General features: G+C 67.3%; 17 protein-coding genes. 9 read left to right on the plus strand and 8 right to left on the minus strand.

From position 1 onward, the window contains the following. Positions 1 to 681: 681 nt before the first annotated feature. The 6 genes from ABZ004_RS33105 (at position 682) to ABZ004_RS33130 (ending at position 7408) form a co-directional block, all read left to right on the plus strand. Entirely contained in the window at positions 682 to 2109 is a 1428-nt protein-coding gene (locus tag ABZ004_RS33105) for an extracellular solute-binding protein (protein WP_355685170.1), read from the plus strand. Next, entirely contained in the window at positions 2109 to 3032 is a 924-nt protein-coding gene (locus ABZ004_RS33110; RefSeq protein ID WP_355685171.1) for a sugar ABC transporter permease, read from the plus strand. Before ABZ004_RS33105 ends, ABZ004_RS33110 begins: the two co-directional genes overlap by 1 nt. Continuing rightward, positions 3029 to 3850 (plus strand): carbohydrate ABC transporter permease, encoded by an 822-nt coding sequence (locus ABZ004_RS33115; protein WP_355685173.1) that lies wholly within the window; start codon positions 3029 to 3031, stop codon positions 3848 to 3850. Before ABZ004_RS33110 ends, ABZ004_RS33115 begins: the two co-directional genes overlap by 4 nt. Continuing rightward, a complete protein-coding gene (locus ABZ004_RS33120) occupies positions 3850 to 4938 on the plus strand; it encodes an ABC transporter ATP-binding protein (RefSeq protein ID WP_355685174.1) in 1089 nt (362 codons plus the stop codon). The genes ABZ004_RS33115 and ABZ004_RS33120 overlap by 1 nt, the downstream gene beginning before the upstream one ends. Next, a complete protein-coding gene (locus ABZ004_RS33125; protein WP_355685176.1) occupies positions 4938 to 6188 on the plus strand; it encodes a CehA/McbA family metallohydrolase in 1251 nt (416 codons plus the stop codon). Before ABZ004_RS33120 ends, ABZ004_RS33125 begins: the two co-directional genes overlap by 1 nt. Before the next feature lie 599 nt (positions 6189 to 6787). Then, positions 6788 to 7408, plus strand: coding sequence for a response regulator transcription factor (locus ABZ004_RS33130; protein WP_355685177.1), 621 nt, complete (start codon positions 6788 to 6790; stop codon positions 7406 to 7408). 228 nt (positions 7409 to 7636) lie between these two features. Here the strand turns inward: ABZ004_RS33130 and ABZ004_RS33135 are convergent, their stop codons facing one another. The 4 genes from ABZ004_RS33135 to ABZ004_RS33150 all read right to left on the minus strand — a co-directional run bounded on the left by ABZ004_RS33135 (position 7637) and on the right by ABZ004_RS33150 (position 9925). After that, positions 7637 to 8041: an NYN domain-containing protein gene (locus ABZ004_RS33135; RefSeq protein WP_355685179.1), complete on the minus strand. Its 405-nt coding sequence runs from the start codon at positions 8039 to 8041 to the stop codon at positions 7637 to 7639. A gap of 559 nt (positions 8042 to 8600) precedes the next feature. Further along, a complete protein-coding gene (locus ABZ004_RS33140; protein WP_355685181.1) occupies positions 8601 to 8972 on the minus strand; it encodes an Rv3654c family TadE-like protein in 372 nt (123 codons plus the stop codon). Further along, complete coding sequence (locus tag ABZ004_RS33145; RefSeq protein ID WP_355685182.1) at positions 8969 to 9316, minus strand: TadE family type IV pilus minor pilin; 348 nt, start codon at positions 9314 to 9316, stop codon at positions 8969 to 8971. The genes ABZ004_RS33140 and ABZ004_RS33145 overlap by 4 nt, the downstream gene beginning before the upstream one ends. 402 nt (positions 9317 to 9718) lie before the next feature. Then, entirely contained in the window at positions 9719 to 9925 is a 207-nt protein-coding gene (locus ABZ004_RS33150; RefSeq protein WP_355685183.1) for a DUF4244 domain-containing protein, read from the minus strand. Positions 9926 to 10407: 482 nt separating this feature from the next. Between ABZ004_RS33150 and ABZ004_RS33155 the strand changes: the two genes are divergently transcribed. Both ABZ004_RS33155 and ABZ004_RS33160 read left to right on the plus strand, forming a co-directional pair. Continuing rightward, positions 10408 to 13080, plus strand: a complete 2673-nt coding sequence (locus ABZ004_RS33155) for a DUF222 domain-containing protein (RefSeq protein WP_355685185.1) — start codon at positions 10408 to 10410, stop codon at positions 13078 to 13080. Positions 13081 to 13859: 779 nt separating this feature from the next. Further along, positions 13860 to 14156, plus strand: coding sequence for a YciI family protein (locus ABZ004_RS33160; protein WP_355685186.1), 297 nt, complete (start codon positions 13860 to 13862; stop codon positions 14154 to 14156). Here ABZ004_RS33160 and ABZ004_RS33165 read toward each other — a convergent pair. From ABZ004_RS33165 to ssd, 4 genes are all read right to left on the minus strand, one after another. Continuing rightward, a complete protein-coding gene (locus ABZ004_RS33165) occupies positions 14149 to 14874 on the minus strand; it encodes a type II secretion system F family protein (RefSeq protein ID WP_355685188.1) in 726 nt (241 codons plus the stop codon). The two genes, ABZ004_RS33160 and ABZ004_RS33165, sit on opposite strands and share 8 nt — an antisense overlap. Beyond that, complete coding sequence (locus tag ABZ004_RS33170; protein ID WP_355685189.1) at positions 14874 to 15557, minus strand: type II secretion system F family protein; 684 nt, start codon at positions 15555 to 15557, stop codon at positions 14874 to 14876. Before ABZ004_RS33170 ends, ABZ004_RS33165 begins: the two co-directional genes overlap by 1 nt. Positions 15558 to 15853: 296 nt before the next feature. Then, complete coding sequence (locus ABZ004_RS33175; RefSeq protein ID WP_355685191.1) at positions 15854 to 17011, minus strand: TadA family conjugal transfer-associated ATPase; 1158 nt, start codon at positions 17009 to 17011, stop codon at positions 15854 to 15856. Continuing rightward, positions 17008 to 18087 carry a septum site-determining protein Ssd gene (gene ssd / locus ABZ004_RS33180; RefSeq protein ID WP_355685192.1) on the minus strand — a complete coding sequence of 360 codons (1080 nt, stop codon included), beginning with the start codon at positions 18085 to 18087 and terminating at the stop codon, positions 17008 to 17010. The genes ABZ004_RS33175 and ssd overlap by 4 nt, the downstream gene beginning before the upstream one ends. A 199-nt stretch (positions 18088 to 18286) precedes the next feature. Here ssd and ABZ004_RS33185 point away from each other — a divergent pair, with 199 nt between their 5' ends. Beyond that, positions 18287 to 20038, plus strand: coding sequence for a glycosyl hydrolase family 18 protein (locus ABZ004_RS33185; protein WP_355685194.1), 1752 nt, complete (start codon positions 18287 to 18289; stop codon positions 20036 to 20038). Positions 20039 to 20064: the final 26 nt, after the last annotated feature.

The following is a 20064-nucleotide window of genomic DNA, read 5'->3' on the forward strand; positions in this document are numbered from 1 at the left end:
TCTCCCCCGCGGGGCGGGCTCCCGGGGGGCGCGCGGCCCCCGCTCCCCCCCCCCCCCCCCATTATCTGCCTGGTGCCCGGCCTTTCTCGAACACCAAACCCCCCCACCCCCTCCGCCGGCCCGCCCCCCCCACCGGGGCGCCCGGCCGCTTCTTTTCGGTCCTTTCTGTGCGAACCGTTGTCTTCAGTTGTGAACCGTTGCGGGTTCGAGTTGTGGAGCGGTGGGTCCGGCCGGCATCCGCTGCTTGCGCGTCAGCGGAGACTCCCGATCACCGCCGGGCGATCACCACCAGCAGTGGTGGTGCCAGTGGTGCCAGTAGTGGCCACACCCGAGAAGGTCGTCCAGAAGTCCGAGCAACATTTCGTCACCTCCGTTCCAGGGAACCCGATCGGCACTGACGCTACCTCCCGCTGTCACCCTGTGTATCTAGCCCTGAACCCTTTGTGACGGAACCGCGAGCTAACTTCAACTTCACCGCAATGCTTGCCGCCTGCATCCGATTTGACGGAATCCCGCTGATCCGGGAAGTGGCCACCGGCAACGGTCGGTGACTGCAACCGAGGGCCACGGTAAGAAAGTCACAACATTTTGCCGATCGCCGTAGTTATTGTCTTCACATAGTTCCCCGCTAGTGCCAAGGTGGACCGGCATCGCCTGCACCGACCCGCAAGGAGCCCCCTGATGCGACGAATCTCGCGGTTGTCCCGGCTGGCCGTCCTCGGCTCGGCCGCCACCCTGCTGCTCACCGGCTGCCTCGGTTCGTCCGGTGACAAATCCGGCGACCAGGACGCGAACCGGAACGCCGATGCCAAGAAGGTCGAGCTGACGATCGGCGCCAACTCGATCAAAGGCGGCAAGGGCAGCGCCGGCGCGACCTTCACCGAGGACGTGCTGATCCCCAAGTTCGTCGCCGACCAGAAGGCCAAGGGCGTCGACGTCACGGTGAAGTTCCAGGGCGACGGCTCGGACGACGAGGTCTACAAGCAGAAGCTTGCACTCGGCCTCTCCCAGAAGACCGGTCCCGACCTGTTCAGCGTCGACGGCATCTGGGTGGGTGAGTTCGCCCAGGCCGGCTACATCAAGCCGTTGACCGACACGGTCGGCGACGCCGCCAAGGTGAACGACTGGGACGGCTGGAAGCAGATCCCGGAGTCGGTCCAGCAGCTCGGCTCGTACGACGGCAAGCGGTACGGCGTACCGGGTGGCACCGACGGCCGCGTGCTGTTCTTCAACAAGAAGCTCTTTCAGCAGGCCGGGTTGCCAGCCGACTGGCAACCCAAGTCGTGGGACGAGATCATCAGCGCCGGCCAGGTGCTGAAGAAGCTCCCCGGCGTCACCCCGATCCAGCTCAACGCCGGTACGGCGATGGGCGAGGCAACCACGATGCAGGGCGTGCTGCCGCTCCTGGTGGGCACCGGCGCCACCATCAACAGCGACGGCAAGTGGCTCGGCAACAGCCCGCAGATCCGGCAGGTGCTCGACTTCTACAAGAGCATCTACAGCAGCGGACTCGGTGACCCGGTGCTGCAGCGTGAGGCCAAGGGGCGGGACAAGTCGTTCAGCGAGTTCGCCGCGAACAAGATCGGCATCCTGCTCGAGAGCGACTATTTCTGGCGTGGTGTCGTGGAGCCCAAGGAAGGCGTGGCCAAGATGGCCGACCGGAACACCGCGGTGGGCTACGCGCTGATCCCGGCCAGCAAGCCGGGCAGCGGCATCAAGGGGCAGGACTTCGTCTCGATGTCCGGTGGCGGCGCGACCGCGATCAACCCGAACACCAAGTTCCCACAGCAGGCCTGGGAGCTGCTGCAGTTCATGAACTCGGCGGAGATGGTCAAGGCCTCCCTGAACGGCGCCGCGAAGATCACCCAGCGCACGGACGTCAACACCGAGGTGCTGGCGAGCGACCCGATGCTCAACTTCGTGGCAACCAAGGTGCTGCCGATCACGCAGTACCGGCCGGGCCTGGCGGAGTACCCGAAGATCTCTGCCGCGCTCCAGCAGGCCACCGCGGACGTGGTCGGTGGCAAGTCGACGGACGCCGCAGCGAAGAGCTACGAGACGGCGGTCGAGGCCGCCGCGGGTAGCAAGGACAAGGTCACCACCAGCTGATGGCGACGACGACCGCACCCGCGCCGGAACGCCCGGCGCGGGTCCGGGCTCCGGCCCAGGACGTCGCGGGTCTCGGCATCGGCCGGGCCTTCGGCTTCCTGGCCCCGGCCCTGCTGCTGATCGGTGCGTTCCTGGTCTTCCCGGCCCTGTGGACGATCTACATCGGCATCACCAACTACCGGCTGACCGGTGTCGAGGCGGTGTCGCCGTCGATCGTCGGGCTGGCCAACTACACGAAGGCCCTGAACGACGCGCTGTTCCACAACGCGCTCTGGCTGACGGTGCTCTTCGTACTCGGCTCGGCGATCGTCGGCCAGAACATCCTCGGGTTCGCGCTGGCCTGGACGATGCGGCGCGCCCGACCGGCCGTACGCCGTACGGTGGAAGCCCTTGTCCTGCTGGCCTGGATCCTGCCGTCCACGGTTGTGGCGTACTTGTGGATCGCCTTCTTCGACCGCGACACCGGCACGTTGAACAGCATCCTCGGGACGCAGGGTACGGCGTGGTTGATCGACTACCCGATGGTCTGCTTGATCGTGTTCAACACGTGGCGCGGTACGGCGTTCTCGATGATGCTCTACTCGTCAGCACTGCAGGCGGTGCCACCGTCGCAACTGGAGTCGGCCCGAATGGTGGGCGCCTCTGGATGGCAGACGCTGCGGGACGTGGTGTTTCCGCACATCCGCGGGCACGTGCTGACGAACACGCTGCTGATCTCTTTGTGGACCGCCAACGACTTCTCGCCGTTCCTGCTTACCAAGGGCGGCCCGAACCACGAGTCGGAGACAGTACCGGTCTACATCTACAACGTCGCGCTTCAAGGCGGTGAGCTCGGCTACTCGTCGGCCATCTCGTTCCTGCTGCTGATTGCGAACCTGCTGGTTGCACTGCTCTACCTGCGACTGCTGAGGAGGAGGTCATGACGCCTGCCTTCGTCGTACGCCGGATCGGCTTCTACGTGTTGATCTGTGCGATCACGCTGTTCTTCGCAGTACCGATGCTGTGGGTCGCCTCGGCGCCGTTCGACAAGTCGCCCGGACTGGGAGTGCGCTGGCCGGACTGGACGCTCGACAACGTCCGCAAGACGCTGGACCATCCGTATGCGATGCACTCGATGGTGAACTCACTACTGATCTGCATCACTACGGCAGTAGCTGTCACTGCCTTTGCTGCTTTGGCTAGCTATGCACTGTCACGCGTGCGGATCCCGGGGCGGGATGCCTTGCTGTACGGACTCCTGCTGCTGTCCTCTGTAGTCACCGGTACCGCAGCGATGGTGCCGATCTTCGTGATGATGTTCCAGCTCGGGCTGATCGACTCCCGGTTCGGTGTGGCTTTGGTGATGACTGGTGGGCTGTTGCCGGCAGCAATCTTCATCCTGAAGGACTTCGTCGACGCCGTACCGAAGAGCTATGAGGAGTCGGCTCGGGTGTTCGGCGCCTCGACGCTGCAGATCCTGCGGGACGTCGTACTGCCGGTCGCCCGGCCCGGGCTGGCCACGATCATGGTCTGGGCTTTCGTGAACTCGTGGGGCAACTTCCTGGTGCCGTTCCTGTTGATCCGGTCGATCGACAAGCAGCCGGGCGCGGTGCTGCTGCAGACCTTCACCGATGAGGGCGGCAGCGCCAATCTCTCGGTGATCCCGGTGTTCTCGTTGCTGTTCTCGATCCCGGTGGTCGTGCTTTATCTGTTGGTGAACTCGCGGTATGGGTTCCGCTTCCATGGAGGGATCAAGAGCTGATGGCGGGCATCGACATCGAAGGTCTGGCGACGGTCTACCCCAACGGCGTCCGCGCCGTCGACGGGCTGGACCTGACAGTTGCCGACGGCGAGTTCTTCGCCCTCCTGGGTCCGTCCGGCTGCGGCAAAACGACTCTCCTGCGGACCATCGCCGGGCTGGAGTCCGCCTCTGAGGGAACAGTTCGGATCGACTCTTCGGATGTGACTCGGGTAGAGCCCGGCAAGCGTGGGGTCGCGATGGTCTTCCAGGACTACGCGCTCTTCCCGCACATGACCGTCTCGGAGAACATCACCTATCCCCTGAAGGTACGACGTGTTGCCGCGGCGACGCGTGCTTCGGTCGCCTCGAAGACCGGCGACGAACTGTCGCTTCAGGGCCTGCTCGAGCGGCGACCTGGACAGCTGTCGGGCGGTCAGCAACAGCGGGTCGCTCTGGCTCGGGCGATCGCTTCCGAAGGCAAGGTGTTGCTGCTCGACGAGCCGCTGTCGAACCTCGACGCACGACTCCGGCTCGAAGCGCGAACGTTCCTCAAGAAGCTGCAGAAGGATCTGGGCATCACCACGGTCTTCGTCACGCACGACCAGGCCGAGGCGCTCGCCCTCGCCGACCGGATCGCCGTGATGCAGTCGGGGAAGCTGCGGCAGCTCGGCAGCCCGCGCGAGGTGTTCGCCCGGCCGGCCAACACGTTCGTGGCCAACTTCATCGGGTCGACGCCGATGAACCTGCTGCCCGGGACGGTCGCGTCTGCCGGAGTGTTGGTCGCCGGCGGATCGTTGCCTGCGGCTACTGGTTCGGTGCCGGTCGGTGCGGAGGTGACGGTCGGCGTGCGGCCGGAGTACCTGACCTTGTCTGTTGGTGACGTGAGCGGGCCGGCGATTCGCGGGACGGTGGTCGTGACCGAGAACCTCGGGACGCAGTCGCTCGTCAGTGTGGATTGCTCGGGCACATTGATCGGCGCCACCGTGCCGGAGGAGGACGAGCCGCCGCCTGGCACTCCGGTCGCCCTCACTGCTTCGGTGCAGCGCGTGCTGCTGTACGACAAGGAGTCCGGCGAGCTGCTGGCCCGGCAACCGGTTGCGGCTGCCTGATGGCTGTCACGACCTACCGCCAGCGCTGGACCCTCGACGATCGCGCGGCGTCGGTCTGGCATTCGTTGCCGGTCGATATCCCACCTGGCTGCCCTGGCCTCTCGGTGACTCTGACTGTGCCTGCTGTCGAGGGTGCGGTGATCGATCTGGGGTGCGAAGGTGCCGGCGGCTGGCGTGGGTGGTCCGGCGGTGCGCGACAGTCCTTCGCGATCACTCCTGCTGCTGCGACGCCAGGTTATGTGGCCGGTGAGTTGGAGGCCGGGACCTGGTTCGTGGTCATCGGATTGCACCGGATCCCTGTCGAAGGGGTCGAGCTGGTCGTCGAGGCAGTGACCGGCCCGGCCTCGGTGATCCCAGGACTGGACGAGTACGCGGCGTTGACGGCTGCTGTCGGCGTACCGGCTCGTCCGCCGCGCCGAGTGTTGCCCGCCGCCGACGGGCTTCGGTGGGTCGCGGGTGACTTCCATGCGCACTCGTTGCATTCGGACGGCTCGACGCCTGTGGCCAACCTTGCGGCCCTCGCAGTCTCGGCCGGGCTCGACGTACTGGCGATCACCGACCACAACACCGAAGCGCATCACGGCGAGTTGCCCGGGCTCGGACGACAATTCGGCGTTGGGCTCATTCCGGGGCAGGAAGTGACCACCGACACCGGTCACGCGAATGCCTTCGGCCCGATCGGCGTCATCGACTTCCGCCAGCCGGCTTCGACCTGGGTTACCGAGGTCGCTCGTCGCGGCGGCTTGCTGTCGATCAACCACCCACTCGGCGGCGATTGCTCGTGGCGCCAGCTGCTGCCCGAGCATCCACCGCTGGCCGAGATCTGGCATTCGTCCTGGCTCGACCACACCTGGGGCGGACCGGTCGCCTGGTGGCAGGCGTGGGGTCTTGAGTCGACCACTCCCATCGGTGGCAGCGACTTCCACAACCCGTCTTCGCTGACGACGCCCGGAATCCCCACCACCTGGATCGCCATCGACGCATCGGCCGAGGGTCCGGACGAACTGGTCCCCGCCGTACTGGAGGGCCTGGCCGCCGGCCGCACCGCCATCTCCGCCGGCTACGACGCCCCCGTTGTCCTCCGCAACGGCAACGACCTGGTCGTGATCGACGCCCCCAACACCCTGCTCCTGACCGCAGACGGCGACCGCCACGCCATCCGCACCCCCTACGAGACCATCCCCGCCCCCACCCCCTCCGGCACCGCCCTGATAACCCACAACAACCGCTTCCTCTCCCTCACCACCTAATCCACTCCTCACCCGCCTCGCCAGCACCCCTTCTCGCCCGCTCGGCCGCCTCACCAGCCCGTCGCTCTCGGCCGCCCGGCCCGTCACGCCAAGCCGGTCAATCCCCCCTGGCCACATCCGCTCGCCCCCGCCACGCCACACTCCACTCACCAACCTCGCCACCCTCGCCCGGCCCCTCACCAGCTTCGCCTCCTCACTCAGCCCCCGCCACCTCGTCCGCCCCTCACCAGCGCCACGTCCGTTCGCCCCGCCATACCCGCTCGCCTCAACTCACCCGCTGGCGTCACCTCCCCCGCTCGCCCCGCCGCCCGCACGCCCGCTCGCCCTGCTCCGTCCGCCCCGCACCAAGAGCCCGCGCGCTGCAGATCCCCCACCGCCTGTCAGTCCGTGCTGTTGTCCTCACACCACCGTCACCCAAGCGGTTTGTTGCTACGGGCCCGAGGCCGAGGTCATGCTGATCGGGTCGCGATCTGGTCGCAATCTGATAGAGATGGGGCGTTCATGTGGACGGCACCAACCGGCTGCGTTCATGATCTGTCCTGCCCAACTCCTCCCGGACGCACTTCCCCGGCGCCCGGACGGTCACCCCGGAGGCTCGTTTGCCCGACCGCATCCGGCTGCTCCTGGTCGACGACCAGATCCTCAGCCGAGGCGTCCTCAGAAGCGGTCTGGAACGCGAACGTGATCTGGAGATCGTCGCCGAGATGAACCGGACCGACGACGTCGTCGGTGCCGCCAAACGCCACCGCGCGAACGTCGCCTTGCTGGACGCCGCCGGACCGGGGTACGACAGCATCCACGTGACGACCGAGCTGCGTACCTCGATGCCCGAGTGCCGGGTTCTGATGCTCACCACCTACGGTCGCCCCGGCCACCTCCGCCGCGGTCTCGAAGCCGGCGCCAAAGGTTTCGCCCTCAAAGGCTCCCCGACCCCACAGCTGGCCGACGCCGTACGCCGGGTGCATCTCGGCCTCCGCGTCGTCGACGCCAACCTGGCCGCCGAGACCCTCCAGTACACCGAGACCCCTTTGAACGAAGGCGAGACCGACACCCTCCGGGCCGCCCGCGACGGCGGCTCGGTCGCCCTGATGGCCCAGAAACTCGCCGTCTCCGAACGCGTTGTCCGCACCCGCCTCTGGTCCGCCATCGGCAAAACCGGCGCCCGCACCCGAGCCGACGCCATCCAAATAGCCGAACACAACGGCTGGCTAGCCGACTAGCCGACAGGGTTCGCCGGAGCTGCTGATCCTCGACCGCCGATCACGGACCACCGATCATCGACCGCCAGCACGGAATGCCGATCATCGACCGCCAGCACGGAATGCCGATCATCGACCGCCAGCACGGAATGCCGATCATCGACCGCTGAGCGCGGGCTACCGATCGTCGGCCGCTGATCATGGACTTCTGATGATCGACTGGTGATAGCGGACTACTTCACAGCGCCCCTACTGATCCAGGAGCTCCCATAGCCAGCGGGGACCTACCGATTCGGCGCCGTAGGCATCAATCCGTTCGCGCAGCCCTCGATCGGCCGTCACCACTGTGATAGCCCGGTCCGAATCTTCGGCGGCCGCGTCTCGCACGACATCAACAATGGCGTCATCACCGGACCCGTCAGCGAGCACGACCCGCACCTCACCAAGTTGTGGCGCATCGTCCACCGCCCTCCGCGCGGCCCCTTCGAATACGACGACGACCTCGATCGCTTCAGACACCTTCTGATCGAGAACCGCCAACTTCTCCAGCAGCCGACGCGCAGCCCCAGCCCGATCACGCCACCACCCATCCGGCCGCGACCCCACCACATTCGCCGCGTCCACCACGATCAACCGCTCCCGCTCACCCGTCACCCTCCCAAGTCTCCTCCTCCACTACTCAACCGTCACGGCCAGCCGCAGCACAGACGACCAAACCAAGTCACCAGCCCCACGGCGACACCCGCCGGCCACGCACGCAACAAGGTGGGACGCTGCCGCGGTGGGCAGGAGGCCCGCCACCTGCACGGGACCTCTCCTTGCGGATAGCTACCGGACCGACCACAGATGCCAAACGAGTCGCCCGACAAGCGCGAGCGAACACGATCATGGATCGAGTACCGAACCAACCGAGCCCGCGCGACGGACAAGCGACGGCAGCCAAACCAAATCCCGATCAAGTCGTCCAACCAACCCCAGGCGCCACGCCCAGCGTCGGGAACCGACCGAACCCCGCGTCGCACCAGCCCCAGGTAGTAGGCGATGCCGAAGCCGGAACAACCAGGAAGCCTTCATCGGGAGGCCGCTGGCAGAGAGTGGCCTGGCGACGAGTGGCCTGGCGACGCGCCGCGGCGAACGGGATCAGATGAGTGAGCCCTCGACTGCGAAGTCTCCCCCTATAGGTCTTCGTCGTCCGGCGTTGGCTTCGGCGAACCTAACCGGAAGGGCCTGCGCGGGCGAGGCTGGTGACAACCGGCGAACCGAGTACACCGAGTCGGACGATCACTCCCACCTCGACAGCAACCGTTTCGCCTTCGACCTGGCAGCGTCGCAGGTCGACCCGCTGAGCCGCGGCGATCCGCTGAGCGGTAAGGCATGGATCACCTGCCCCGACTTGCAGGGCTTGCGCCGCACTCAGGGCAACCAAATCCGCAGCAGTGGCTACTCGATGATTACCGACCGAGATCACTCCCCAGATAACAACGACCGCACCAGCCCCGAGGATCATCACTGCTACCCACAAGGCCATCAACGTTCCGGCACCATCCTCCGAACGACGAGTCCACCCCAAAGACTGCCTTCTCATGGCGCGGCACCGGAAATGCTCGGCTCGGCTTGGATCGTTGCCTTGCCCTCGACCTTGATGGGCGGGAGTTTGGCGAGCAACGGCCAGTGCGGAGTGACGTCAGCAGTGACCGCGACGTGGATGTCTGGACCATCCCTGGTGATGGAGAAGGTAGCCCCCTCCGGCGCAGTACGTCTGACCAGTTGCTGGGCCGACTCAGGCGGTTCGCCTCTAGCTACTGCTCGAGCTACGTCCCTCGCCGCGTCGATACAGCGGATGTTCTCTATCACCACCCCTGCCATCCAGACACCCAACACCACCATTGCCAACAGCACCGGCAGCACCATCGCAACCTCAGCCGTCACAGCACCACACTCATCCCGCCTCGCAAACCGCATCCTGCGCCCTACCGACATCTCCGTCACCCCCGCCATCTCAAACACCTCGCCAATTCGTCATCCCATAACCCGGCCAACCGTCAGCAAACACCCCACAAACCTCCAACCGTCGAGCTACTCAGCCACCCAGCACATCGTCAGCACACGCGCCCCGCCAGACCGCTGACCGACGCATCCGGCGCACCGGTGGCATGCGCATTTCTTCCACGTCACCCCAGGCATCCAGCTCACTCCGGCCTCGCAGCTTCAGGACGTCGGGACTAGCCGAGGCGAGCCCAGGTATCCGTGTCTCTCTCGGGAACATCCGGGCGGTCTCCGTCTTCCGGACCCGCCGCGGCGTCAAGGGGTTTCGCCGCGGCGGGTCCTCGGTCAGATCTGGACGTCGAGACCGGCGGCCTTGAGGGCGAAGTTGATGATTGCCTTGAGCAAAGACAGCATCGCGGGCGATTTCAGCAGTGCAATGAGGATGCCGCCGATCCCGCAGGCAGCGACCATCGTCACCGCGTACTCGGCGGTCGCCGCGCCACGCTCATTGAGCTTGCGGAGACGACGGAAGGGCACCAACGCCTTGGACATGTGAAACCTCCTGATCTGCCGACCGGCCGTTCCGATCGACTCACTGACAAGGTGCCGTCGTCGAACCCCTTGCAGGGAAAGAGATTTCAACCTGGGGAAAACTACCTCGCCGAGGATCTCTGGCGAGGCTCCGCGGCCCCACCGATGCCAAGCACCTACGTTGTTAGAAACGAACAGGCGACCGCGAGACCACCCGAAGCAGGACGACGCCGTCGCGACACATTCAGAAGCTAAAGGTGCTCAACGAACCTCAGCTCCGCACCTACCTGAGCGAGATCGCAGAACCACTCGATCTACACCGCGAGTGCCCCGGTCGCCGAGCATCGATGCTTAAGGCAACCATCGTGTCAACCGGGTGGAACTCACCTGAACACCAACGCTGCTACTACTCACGGCAACTTTCATCCGGCGACATCCGCCCTTGATCACATCGCCCGACAACTGATTTGCTACTGAGTGTATTCGAACATAGTATCGATTGCATGAGCAGACTACCCGGCGACGAACCAGCAGACAGGCCGCACCTCGCGGTCCCGCTGAGGCCTGCCCGGCTGGGTCCTGCCGGGCAGTCTGCTGAGGATCGGCGCCGCCGGAGTCTGCTGTGTCATGACATCGCCGATGATCCTGCTGGCGGGGTCGCGTTGTATGAGGCGGTCGCGTCGCAGGACACGACCGGGTTGTCGGCGGATGGGTGGGCGGATCGGCTCGAGGCGCTGGCACGGATGAACTCACGCGTAGCGGCATGGAAGTCCGAAGCGATCGCCGGGTTCGATGACGCCCTGCACGGTGTCTCGGCTGATCTCGGCCACCGTCACCCGCGGCCCGGCGACCGGGCAGCGGCCCCGGGGGAGCGCCGCTGGCACGCCGGTGACCTGCGTTCGGTCGCCGACGAGATCGCGCTGATCCTCAACCTCCGCAAGCCGCACGCCACCACCCGGATCCACACCTCGTGCGAACTCGTCCACAACTTCCCCGCCACCCTCCACGCGCTGCGGGAAGGGTGGCTGACCGAACGCGCCGCCTTCACCATCGTTGACCAGCTATCGGTCCTGGACGGCCTCGATGATCTCCGCGCCGCCGAGACCGCCGTCCTGGCCTGGGCCCGCATCCACCCGTTGGCCGACCTCAAGCAGGAATGCCGACGCGAAACCGCGCGCCGCTGCCCGGCCGCCAGCAGCAGGCGCCACCAACGCGCCCACGACGAACGCTCCGTGCGGATGATTCCCGACGGCGACGGCCGCGCGGTGCTGATCCTCGACCAAGACGCCATCGACGCCGCCGCGGTCTCCACCAGCCTGTCGCGTGCAGCCGCCCGAGCCCGCCGCAACGGCGACCCCCGCACCACCGGCCAACTCCGCGCCGACATCGCCCTCAACCGCCTCCTCCCACGCACCCAACGCCAAACCCCAGATCCCGCCGCCGGCACCGCCACCCGCGCGGGCGAACAGGCCTCGGCTGAACCCGGCGCCAACACCACCCACGAACCACGTCACCGCAACCAACGAACCCACACCGCCTCCAACAGCCACCCCCACGACTCCAAGCCACCCACCGCCACCGAACCACCCCACCACCCCAGCACCGAACCGCCCGACGACTGCCGCTACGACCCGTTCGACGGCCTCAGCAGCGGACAGCCCACCGACCCGCGCAGTGAACCGTTTGATGCCGCCACCGGCGAACCCTTCCACGACCCTGCCCACGAGCCAGCCGACGCCAAAGACGAGGATCCGTTCGACGACCGTGGCCACCAGTCGCCCCGCGAGCGTGACCACGAGCCGTTCCACGACGGGGAACACGAGCCGCCCCACGACCTTGGCGACGAGCCGCCTCATGACCCTGGCCAGGATCCGTTCGACGACCGCGCAGACGAGCCGCCCCACGACCGGGGACACGAGCCGCCCCACGACCTCGGACACGAGCCGTCCCGCGACCCTGGCCAGGATCCGTTCGACGACCGTGGCCACCGGCCGCCCCGCGAGCGTGATCACGAGTCGCCCGACCTCGGGCACGAGCCGTCCCGCGACCCTGGCCAGGATCCGTTCGATCACGGTGGCCACCAGTCGCTCGACAATCGCGGTTATGAGCCGTTCGACGACGCCGGCGGCGATCCGTGCGGCGATCGCGACTACGAGCCTGAGGACTACTCGGCGGCCGAGCACCCCGACGACGACCGCGCCGACGACCTTGGTGAGGCCACAGCCCGGCCGGATCCCGAGATACCGGACGAGGCATCGATCGGTGCCGAAGCCCTGGTGGTGATCCACGCCACCGCCGCCGAAGTGACCGCATTGATCAACGGCGAACCAGCAACCGGTGGAGAAGCAGACCACCACGGCCCCATCCCGCGAAGCTCCCTGCGCAAGCACCTCATCAAAGCCCTCACCCAAGCCCTCCTACCGAACCTCCCCACCACCCCCAACAGCCCCCACCCCGGCGCCACCACCCGCCGCCCCCGCACCAACACCACCACGGCAACCGCGCCACATGACACCCGCCCCACCAACACCACCACGCCGCACGACCCGCACCCCAGCAACACCCGCGCCGGTACCACCGCGACGCACGACCCGCACTCCACCAATACCCAGGCCGACACCACCGCGGCGCAGGACAGCCACCCCACGAACGCCCACGCCAACCCCGAGACGGACACCGACGCCGACATCGGCTTCGACACCGACGCCGGCGCCGGCGCCGATGGTGCTGCTACTGGCTCCGTCGAGACCCGCGGTACGGGTGCGGGTACGCGGATCGAGTTGCGGATCACCGACCGGCCACCACCCAGTGACCCTGACCGGTACACGCCATCGGCTGCGCTGGACAGGTATGTCCGGTGGCGGGATCGCACCTGCCAATTCCCGGGCTGCAACCGGCCCGCGGAATTCACTGACCTTGACCATCGGACGGCGTTCGCGGCCGGTGGGCGGACGACCGCGGCCAACTCATGGTGCCTGTGCCGGCATCATCACCGCCTCAAGCACGAAGGCGGCTGGGAGATCGCCGCCAACCCGGATGGCAGTTGGACCTGGACCAGCCCCACCGGTCGCAGCTACCGCAACAACCCCACGATCTACCATCCGCCGCCACGGCCATCCGGGCAGCCTCGCGCTTCCGATCCCGCCGAACATGGTCGCCCGCCCGACACAGCATGACCATCCGACCTTCACGCGCCGATGCAAGCGAACCAGAACGGCCTCGCAGGACGGGGAGGACGAACAGGACGCCCGGGACGCGGGACCGCGGGATCCGCGGGATGGTCGGGGTGGGCTGGGATGCGCGGGACGGCGATGGTTCGAGAGATTGTGGCGATCCGGGACGAGACGGGGTGGGCGCGCTGTCGAGGTTGGACTGGCCGTACCAGCTTGAGCCTTGGCTTCGGCCCTGCGCGGGCTTCGGCTAGGTCCACTGGCCTTGAGCTTTAGATCTGGTCTGGCGGTCGTGCGGGATCGCAAGGGGTCGCGCCGTGGGGGCTATTAGCGGGTGTCATCGCTGGCGTCGAGCGGGTCGGGCGGGGTCGCAGCGGTTGGCTTCGAGCCGGCCATCGCGGGGCGGGAGGAAGGCGTCGAGCGGGTTCGGGCGAGGTCGCGACGGTTGGCTTCGAGCCGGCCATCGCGGGGCGGGAGGAAAAGGCGTCGAGCGGGTTCGGGCGAGGTCGCGACGGTTGGCTTCGAGCCGGCCATCGCGGGGCGGAGGAAGGGCGTCGAGTGGGCCATCGCGGGGCGGGAGGGATTGGTGTGGGGGCGGGCTGTCGCGGGCGGGAGGGGTTGCGTGGGCGGGAATCGTGCAGGGTCGGGCTGGTGCCGGGTGAGGGCAGCGGGTTGGGTGGGGTAGGGGGCTTCTTGGGTGGGACGGGGGCCTGTTGGGTGGGGATGGCTGGGACTGGGGGCTTAGGCAGGACGGGGTGGGATGGTGGGCGAATTAGGGTGGGGGGATGTTTGTTTTGGAGTTGAGTTATGTGGCGGCGTTGGAGCGGGTGGAAGAGGTGTTGGGTGAGCATTTGGTGTGGTTGAGGGGGCAGTACGAGGCGGGGGTGTTTCTGGCTTCTGGGCGGAAGGAGCCTCGGGACGGTGGCATTATTCTTGCTGTGGGCAACGATGTGGCGGCGGTGCGGGAATTGGTGAAGAGTGATCCGTTCATGGTTGCGGGAGTCTGCGAGTACCGGGTGACGCAGTTCTACGCGACTAATGTGGCTGCCGGGCTGGAGCAGTATCGCGAGACGGTCAGCTGAACAGGTGCAGGATTCCGTGGAGGGATCCTGCGACTGTTGGCAGTACGCCGAGGAGGACGAAGGCGGGGAGGAAGCACAAGCCGAGGGGTACGACGGCTCGGGATTCGACGGCTCGGGCGTGTTCTTCTACGGTCCAGCGTCGTGCTTGGCGGGCGTCGTCGGCCAGGTGTTCGAGGGATCGCGCCAAGGGGGCACCGGAGCGAAGGGCGCGGCGTACGGCGCGGGCCAGAGGTGCGCAAGCTGGTTCTTTGAGGAGATCGGACCAGGCGTCGATCGGGTCGATTCCTAGGGCTAGTCGGTGACCTACTCCGGCCAGTAGGTCAGCCAGAGGGCCGACGGCGGTTGCGGTGGCGACTGTTGCCACGGCGGCTTGGGGTGGGCGGCCGGCTCGTAGGCAGGCCGCCAGGAGGTCGACGGTCAGGGGTAGGTCGGCTGCGATTCGGGCTCGGCGTCGGCGGACGGCGGCGGGCTCCAACCGGTTGAGGGCGAGCGGGAGGCCGACGGCGATGGCGGGAGCGATCACGAGGCCTAGGGGGAAACCGAAGAGCAGTAGCGCGGCGAGTGCTGCGACTGCGGCTGACCAACGATGGATGGGTGGGGAAGCCGGACAGTTGAATCGTTGGGTCAGTCGACTGCGGCGGTTCAGGCGTCGTGAGGCTGGTTTGCTGGGCATCAAGAGGGCGACTGTTAGGCCCGCGAAGAAGACTGGTGTCAGCATCAGAGTGCCTTGTCTTCGGCGAGGCGATCGGTCCAGGCTAGGCCGGCGATGGAGAGAGTGAGGCCGGCGGCTAGGGCGATCCAACCTATCTTGGTGTCGGTGAGGAACGCGATGGGGTCGGCGCCTAAGGCATAGCCGAGGGCTGCTCCGAAGAAGGGCAGGACGGCGAGGAGTCGGGCGGTTGAGCGGGCGCCGGCGAGACTTGCTGCGGTTTGGCGGCGTATGGCTTCGTCGGCTCGCAGGGAGTCGGAGAGACGATCGACGATGCCTGCGAAGGCGGCGCCGGATTCCTCGGCTACGCGCCAGGCGGAGGCGAGGGCGCGGAGGCCTTCTGCACCGGGGGATTCGGCGGCTAGGTCGAGGGTGGCGGGGACGTCGCCGCCGAGTCGGCAGGCTGCTGAGGCGATCTTGAGGTCGGGGCAGATCGTGGCCGCGCCTTCGAGGGCTTCGGCTGGTGGGCGGCCTGCGGTGAGGTCTGCACTGAGAACGTCGCAGGCCTCGATGATCTGGGCTCGTAGGGCTGCGCCGGCTGAGCGACGGCGATGCTCAGACCGTTGCCAGAGCACGGTCCATGTGATGGCGGTCAGAGCTGCGACGACTACGAGCACCTGCATTCCGAGTGAGCTCACGAGAAGCGCTGCGATGACGAGAGCCGCGGTGAGGATGCCAAGCCGCCGAGTCACCGTGCGGGCGAGATCAGCTCGGCCGGTAGACAACACTTGACGTCGCTCTACCACCCCGGATGTCCATCCAGGCGCCGCGACCGGGCCCGGCCGGGCGCTGTCGGGGCGAGCGGAGGTGGGGCGGCCGGCGGCGGGGTGGCCGGGGGCGGCGCGGGAAGGGGTGGGGTGGGCGGAGGTGGCTCGGGAGGGGGTGGGGTGGCGGCTGGCTGCGGTTAGGCGGTGGGTGCCTTGGGTGGGGGGTGGGCGGAGGATGAGGATGGTTAGGAGGATTAGGGCTGCTGCGGCGGCTGTGGGGGTCATGCGGCGCCTGCCAGGAGTTTGGTGAAGCGGTTGGCTCCGTCGCAGAGTTCGAGGTTGCCGTCGGCAACGAATCGGACGGCGGGCAAGGTGGTTGCGTGGCCGGTGGGGGTTCGGCCGATGACGCGTACTTCCGAGATGCGTCGTCTGCCGTCGGGGGCACGTACTAGGTGGATCACGGCCTGCAGGGCTGACGACAGCTGGCTGTGGAGGGCATCACGGTTCAGGCCGGCCATGGCGCCCAGCGCCTCCAGTCGAGTTGGTACGTCGGAGGCCGAGTTCGCGTGCACGGTGCCGCAGCCACCCTCGTGGCCGGTGTTCAGGGCACTCAGCAGATCGACCACTTCGGCGCCACGGACCTCGCCGACGACGAGGCGATCCGGGCGCATTCGGAGTGCCTGGCGCACCAGGTCGCGCATGGTGATCTCGCCGGTTCCCTCGACGTTGGGCGGTCGAGCCTCCAGCCGGATCACGTGCGGATGGTCCGGACGCAACTCACTCGAATCCTCGACAAGCACCAGCCGCTCGCTCTCGTCCACCAATGACAGAAGGCAGTTGAGTAGCGTCGTCTTCCCCGTACCGGTGCCGCCGCTGACCAAGAAGGCCAGTCGCGCATCCAGCAGATCTCGCAGAACCGAAGCGCCTGCGGGAGGAATGGACCCGGCGGAAATCAAGTCGTCCAGGTGGAAGAGATGACGTGAGGGCACTCGCAGCGACAGGCATGTCCCGGGTGCGGCGATCGGCGATAGCACTGCATGGAAGCGTGTTCCGTCTGGCAGCCGGACGTCGACGTACGGCGATGCGTCGTCCAACCGGCGGCCGGCCGAGGCGGCGAGGCGAGCTGCGAGTTTGCGTACGGCGGCCTCGTCGCCGGTGCGGAGGACTATTTGTTCGAGGCCGGAACCGCGGTCGACGTAGACCTCGTCCGCACCGTTGACCAGGATGTCGGTGATGTCGGGCTCGGACAGCAAGCCCTCGAGTGGTCCGGCTCCCATGGCCTCCCGACGAAGGGCCTCGACCACCTCGAGGACGATGGGGCCTCCGGCGATGCCGCCGTTGGCTCGAAGGACAGCGGCGACTCGCGTGGGGGTCGGCTCGGCTCCCTCTGCCGCAAGCGTTGCGCGGACCCGCTCCAGCAGGTCGGGCGAGACGGTCATGCGGCCATCGATCCGTGCAGGCCGAAGTGTTCGAGCAGTTCGGCGGAGGCGCGTCCGAGGCTGGTGCGTGGTCGTGGATCGAACTGGCCCTCGTCCATCTTGCTGGGCAGATCCCGGTCCTGGGCGACCTTGGCGGCCAGCGGTAGCGAGAGGTGATCGGCGACGTCCAGGGCCGTCATGCCGTTGAGACCGGGCTCCCGCGCCACTACCCGCAGATCGGTGGCGACCTCTCGCAGCGGAGCGATCAGCCGGGCCGCCGCGGCGCAGGACCGCACGTCTCGGGGCACGACGACCAACGTCGAGGTCGCCTGGAGGAAGCCCTCGTCGCCGGCCGGATCCACCTGGCGCGGCAGATCGAGCACCACCAGGTCGCTGCTTCGTTGCGCCGCTCCCAGCACCGAACGCATCGCCTCGGGCGGCAACGTGGTCACACCGGATCGGTCCCAGGACAGAACGGCCAGCTCGTCCAGCAGGGGAAGAGCAGCTCGGAGAGCGCTGGCGCTGACCCGGCCGGCGGCGTTGAGCAGCTCCGGCCAGCGGGACCCGATGTCGGCCTCGCTGCCGAGTGCCAGGTCGATGCCACCGCCGAGGGGGTCGCCGTCGATCAGCATCGTTCGCAGGCCGCGACGGCTTGCGGTCAAGGCGACGGCCGCGGCCAGCGTGGTCGTCCCGGCGCCGCCACAGCCGCCGACGAAGGCCAGCGTCACCGCCGAGCGGATGCCACCGTCCAGGGTGTCGGCGAGCTTGTCACCGAGGGCAGCCTCCTCGTCCGGCAACGGGAAGACGGCTTCGGCGCCGATCGCGAGGGCACGGCGGTAGGCCTCGGGGTCGTTCGCGTCCACGCCGGCCACGACGACGCCGGCCCGGCGTACTGGTTGGGTCCGGGCGAGTGGCTCGACCAGGTCCTGGCCGACGACGACCAGGGTGGGTGACTGCCAGCAACGGCGCAGGCCAAGCAGGTCGTTCTCCACCTGAGGGGTCACCGCGGCGGCCGCGGCCAGGCGCAGCAGGTCGTCGAGCAGTATCTCGTCGGCGGTGGCGAACAGGACCGCCGGCGGCAGGGATGTGTTGTCCATGCCTAGAACGTGCCGGGATCGGGCGGCCCCGCCGGGGTGGATCCAAACCTGTGGACAACTGGTGTCGGATTTCCGTCAGCTGCGGCAACCCGCCAGCCCGACCCAGCGACCAATGGGCGGCAAAACGCTACCGTTCGTTTTTGAAGCGTCTTTAACTAAGTCGCCGTACCACTCCGCTCCTGACCGGAGGACCGCCCCCATGAGTCGAACGCGCAGCCTTGCCGCCGCGGCCACAGTGGCCGCAACCGCCCTGATCGCCGTTGCCGGCGTCAACATCGCCGCTGCCGGGCCACCCGAACCACAAGCCGCGCCGCTCGCCGCTGCTGCCACCAGCGGTGGAGTGAAGACGGCGTACTTCACCCAGTGGGGCATCTACCAGAACGCCTTCTACCCCAAGAACCTGATCACCACCGGCGCGGCGAGCAAGCTGGACTTCGTCAACTATGCCTTCGCAAACATCCACCCGAGCAGCCACACCTGCTTCATGGCCAACCAGGCCGCCTCGCAGGACGAGAGCAACCCGAACGCCGGTGACGGTGCGGGCGACGCGTTCGCCGACTACGGCAAGTCGTACGGCGCGGACATCAGCGTCGACGGTGTCGGCGACGTCTGGAACCAGCCGATCCAGGGCAACTTCAACCAGTTGAAGAAGCTGAAGGCCAAGCAGCCGAACCTGAAGATCCTGATCTCGATCGGCGGCTGGACCTATTCGAAGTACTTCTCCGACGCGGCCGCCACCGACGCGTCCCGCAAAGCACTGGTCACCTCCTGCGTCGACATGTTCATCAAGGGCAACCTGCCGATGGTCGATGGCTTCGGCGGCCCCGGCAGCGCGGCCGGCATCTTCGACGGTGTCGACATCGACTGGGAGTACCCGGGCTCGCCCAACGGCCACACCGGTAACCACTACAGCGCAGCGGACAAGCAGAACTTCACCCTGCTGCTGGCCGAATTCCGCCGCCAGCTGGACGCGTTCGGATCGACCGCCGGCAAGAAGATGTGGCTGACCGCCGCGACGCCGGCCGGGCAGGACAAGATCAAGACGATCGAGACCGACAAGATCGGTCAGTACCTCGACTACAACAACGTGATGACGTACGACATGCACGGCGGCTGGGAGGCCACCGGCCCGACGAACTTCCAGGACCCGCTGTACCAGGCGCCGAACGACCCGAGCACGCCGATTCCGCCGGGCACCAAGAAGTACTCGATCGACGGTGCCGTGACGGCCTGGACCACCGGCGATGCGGCGTACGGGATTCCTGGTGGGTTCCCGGCGAACAAGCTGAGCATCGGCTACCCCTTCTACTACAGGGGATGGAAGGGTGTGCCGACCACAGCGAATGGCAAGTACCAGACCGCTACCGGTCCGGCCGACGGCCATGCGCTGAGCGGGAACGTGCCCGGCGTCTCCTTCTACAAGGAGCTGACCGGCTTCGTCGACAACCCGTCGGCGACGTACTTCGACGACGCGACCAAGTCCTCCTGGTTCTACAGCAACGGCACCTTCTGGTCCGGTGACAACGCCCAGTCGATCAAGGCGAAGGCCGATTACCAGCACTGCAAGGGTTTGGCCGGCGCGATGATGTATTCGATGGAGGCGCTGGACCCCGGCGTCACGCTCTTCAACAACGTCGTCAACTCGGTCAACGCAGACACCGCCGGCTGCACCGGGCCTCCGACCACCCCGCCCACCACACCGCCGACAACCCCGCCCACGACGCCGCCGACGACTCCTCCGACGACGCCGCCTACCACTCCCCCGACCACGCCCCCGACCACGCCGCCGCCGAGCACCCCTCCGACGGCAACTCCGTGGGCGCCGAACACGGCGTACGCGACCGGTGCGCTGGTGTCTTACAACGGCATCACCTACCGCTGCATCCAGGGTCACACCTCCCTGACCGGCTGGGAGCCCCCGAACGTCCCTGCACTGTGGGGACGGGTCTGATCACGTACCGCCCACTGATCGGAGCA

Source organism: Kribbella sp. NPDC006257, from assembly GCF_040613535.1.
GTDB lineage: Bacteria > Actinomycetota > Actinomycetes > Propionibacteriales > Kribbellaceae > Kribbella.

What these genes read in the sequence shown, in the direction of transcription:
- ABZ004_RS33175 (WP_355685191.1), bottom strand. Translation starts at nt 17,011, where the DNA reads ATGACCGTCTCGCCCGACCTGCTGGAGCGGGTCCGCGCAACGCTTGCG.
- ABZ004_RS33155 (WP_355685185.1), top strand. Translation starts at nt 10,408, where the DNA reads ATGAGCAGACTACCCGGCGACGAACCAGCAGACAGGCCGCACCTCGCG.
- ABZ004_RS33125 (WP_355685176.1), top strand. Translation starts at nt 4,938, where the DNA reads ATGGCTGTCACGACCTACCGCCAGCGCTGGACCCTCGACGATCGCGCG.
- ABZ004_RS33120 (WP_355685174.1), top strand. Translation starts at nt 3,850, where the DNA reads ATGGCGGGCATCGACATCGAAGGTCTGGCGACGGTCTACCCCAACGGC.
- ABZ004_RS33115 (WP_355685173.1), top strand. Translation starts at nt 3,029, where the DNA reads ATGACGCCTGCCTTCGTCGTACGCCGGATCGGCTTCTACGTGTTGATC.
- ABZ004_RS33110 (WP_355685171.1), top strand. Translation starts at nt 2,109, where the DNA reads ATGGCGACGACGACCGCACCCGCGCCGGAACGCCCGGCGCGGGTCCGG.
- ABZ004_RS33150 (WP_355685183.1), bottom strand. Translation starts at nt 9,925, where the DNA reads ATGTCCAAGGCGTTGGTGCCCTTCCGTCGTCTCCGCAAGCTCAATGAG.
- ABZ004_RS33160 (WP_355685186.1), top strand. Translation starts at nt 13,860, where the DNA reads ATGTTTGTTTTGGAGTTGAGTTATGTGGCGGCGTTGGAGCGGGTGGAA.
- ABZ004_RS33105 (WP_355685170.1), top strand. Translation starts at nt 682, where the DNA reads ATGCGACGAATCTCGCGGTTGTCCCGGCTGGCCGTCCTCGGCTCGGCC.
- ABZ004_RS33185 (WP_355685194.1), top strand. Translation starts at nt 18,287, where the DNA reads ATGAGTCGAACGCGCAGCCTTGCCGCCGCGGCCACAGTGGCCGCAACC.
- ssd (WP_355685192.1), bottom strand. Translation starts at nt 18,087, where the DNA reads ATGGACAACACATCCCTGCCGCCGGCGGTCCTGTTCGCCACCGCCGAC.
- ABZ004_RS33140 (WP_355685181.1), bottom strand. Translation starts at nt 8,972, where the DNA reads ATGAGAAGGCAGTCTTTGGGGTGGACTCGTCGTTCGGAGGATGGTGCC.
- ABZ004_RS33165 (WP_355685188.1), bottom strand. Translation starts at nt 14,874, where the DNA reads ATGCTGACACCAGTCTTCTTCGCGGGCCTAACAGTCGCCCTCTTGATG.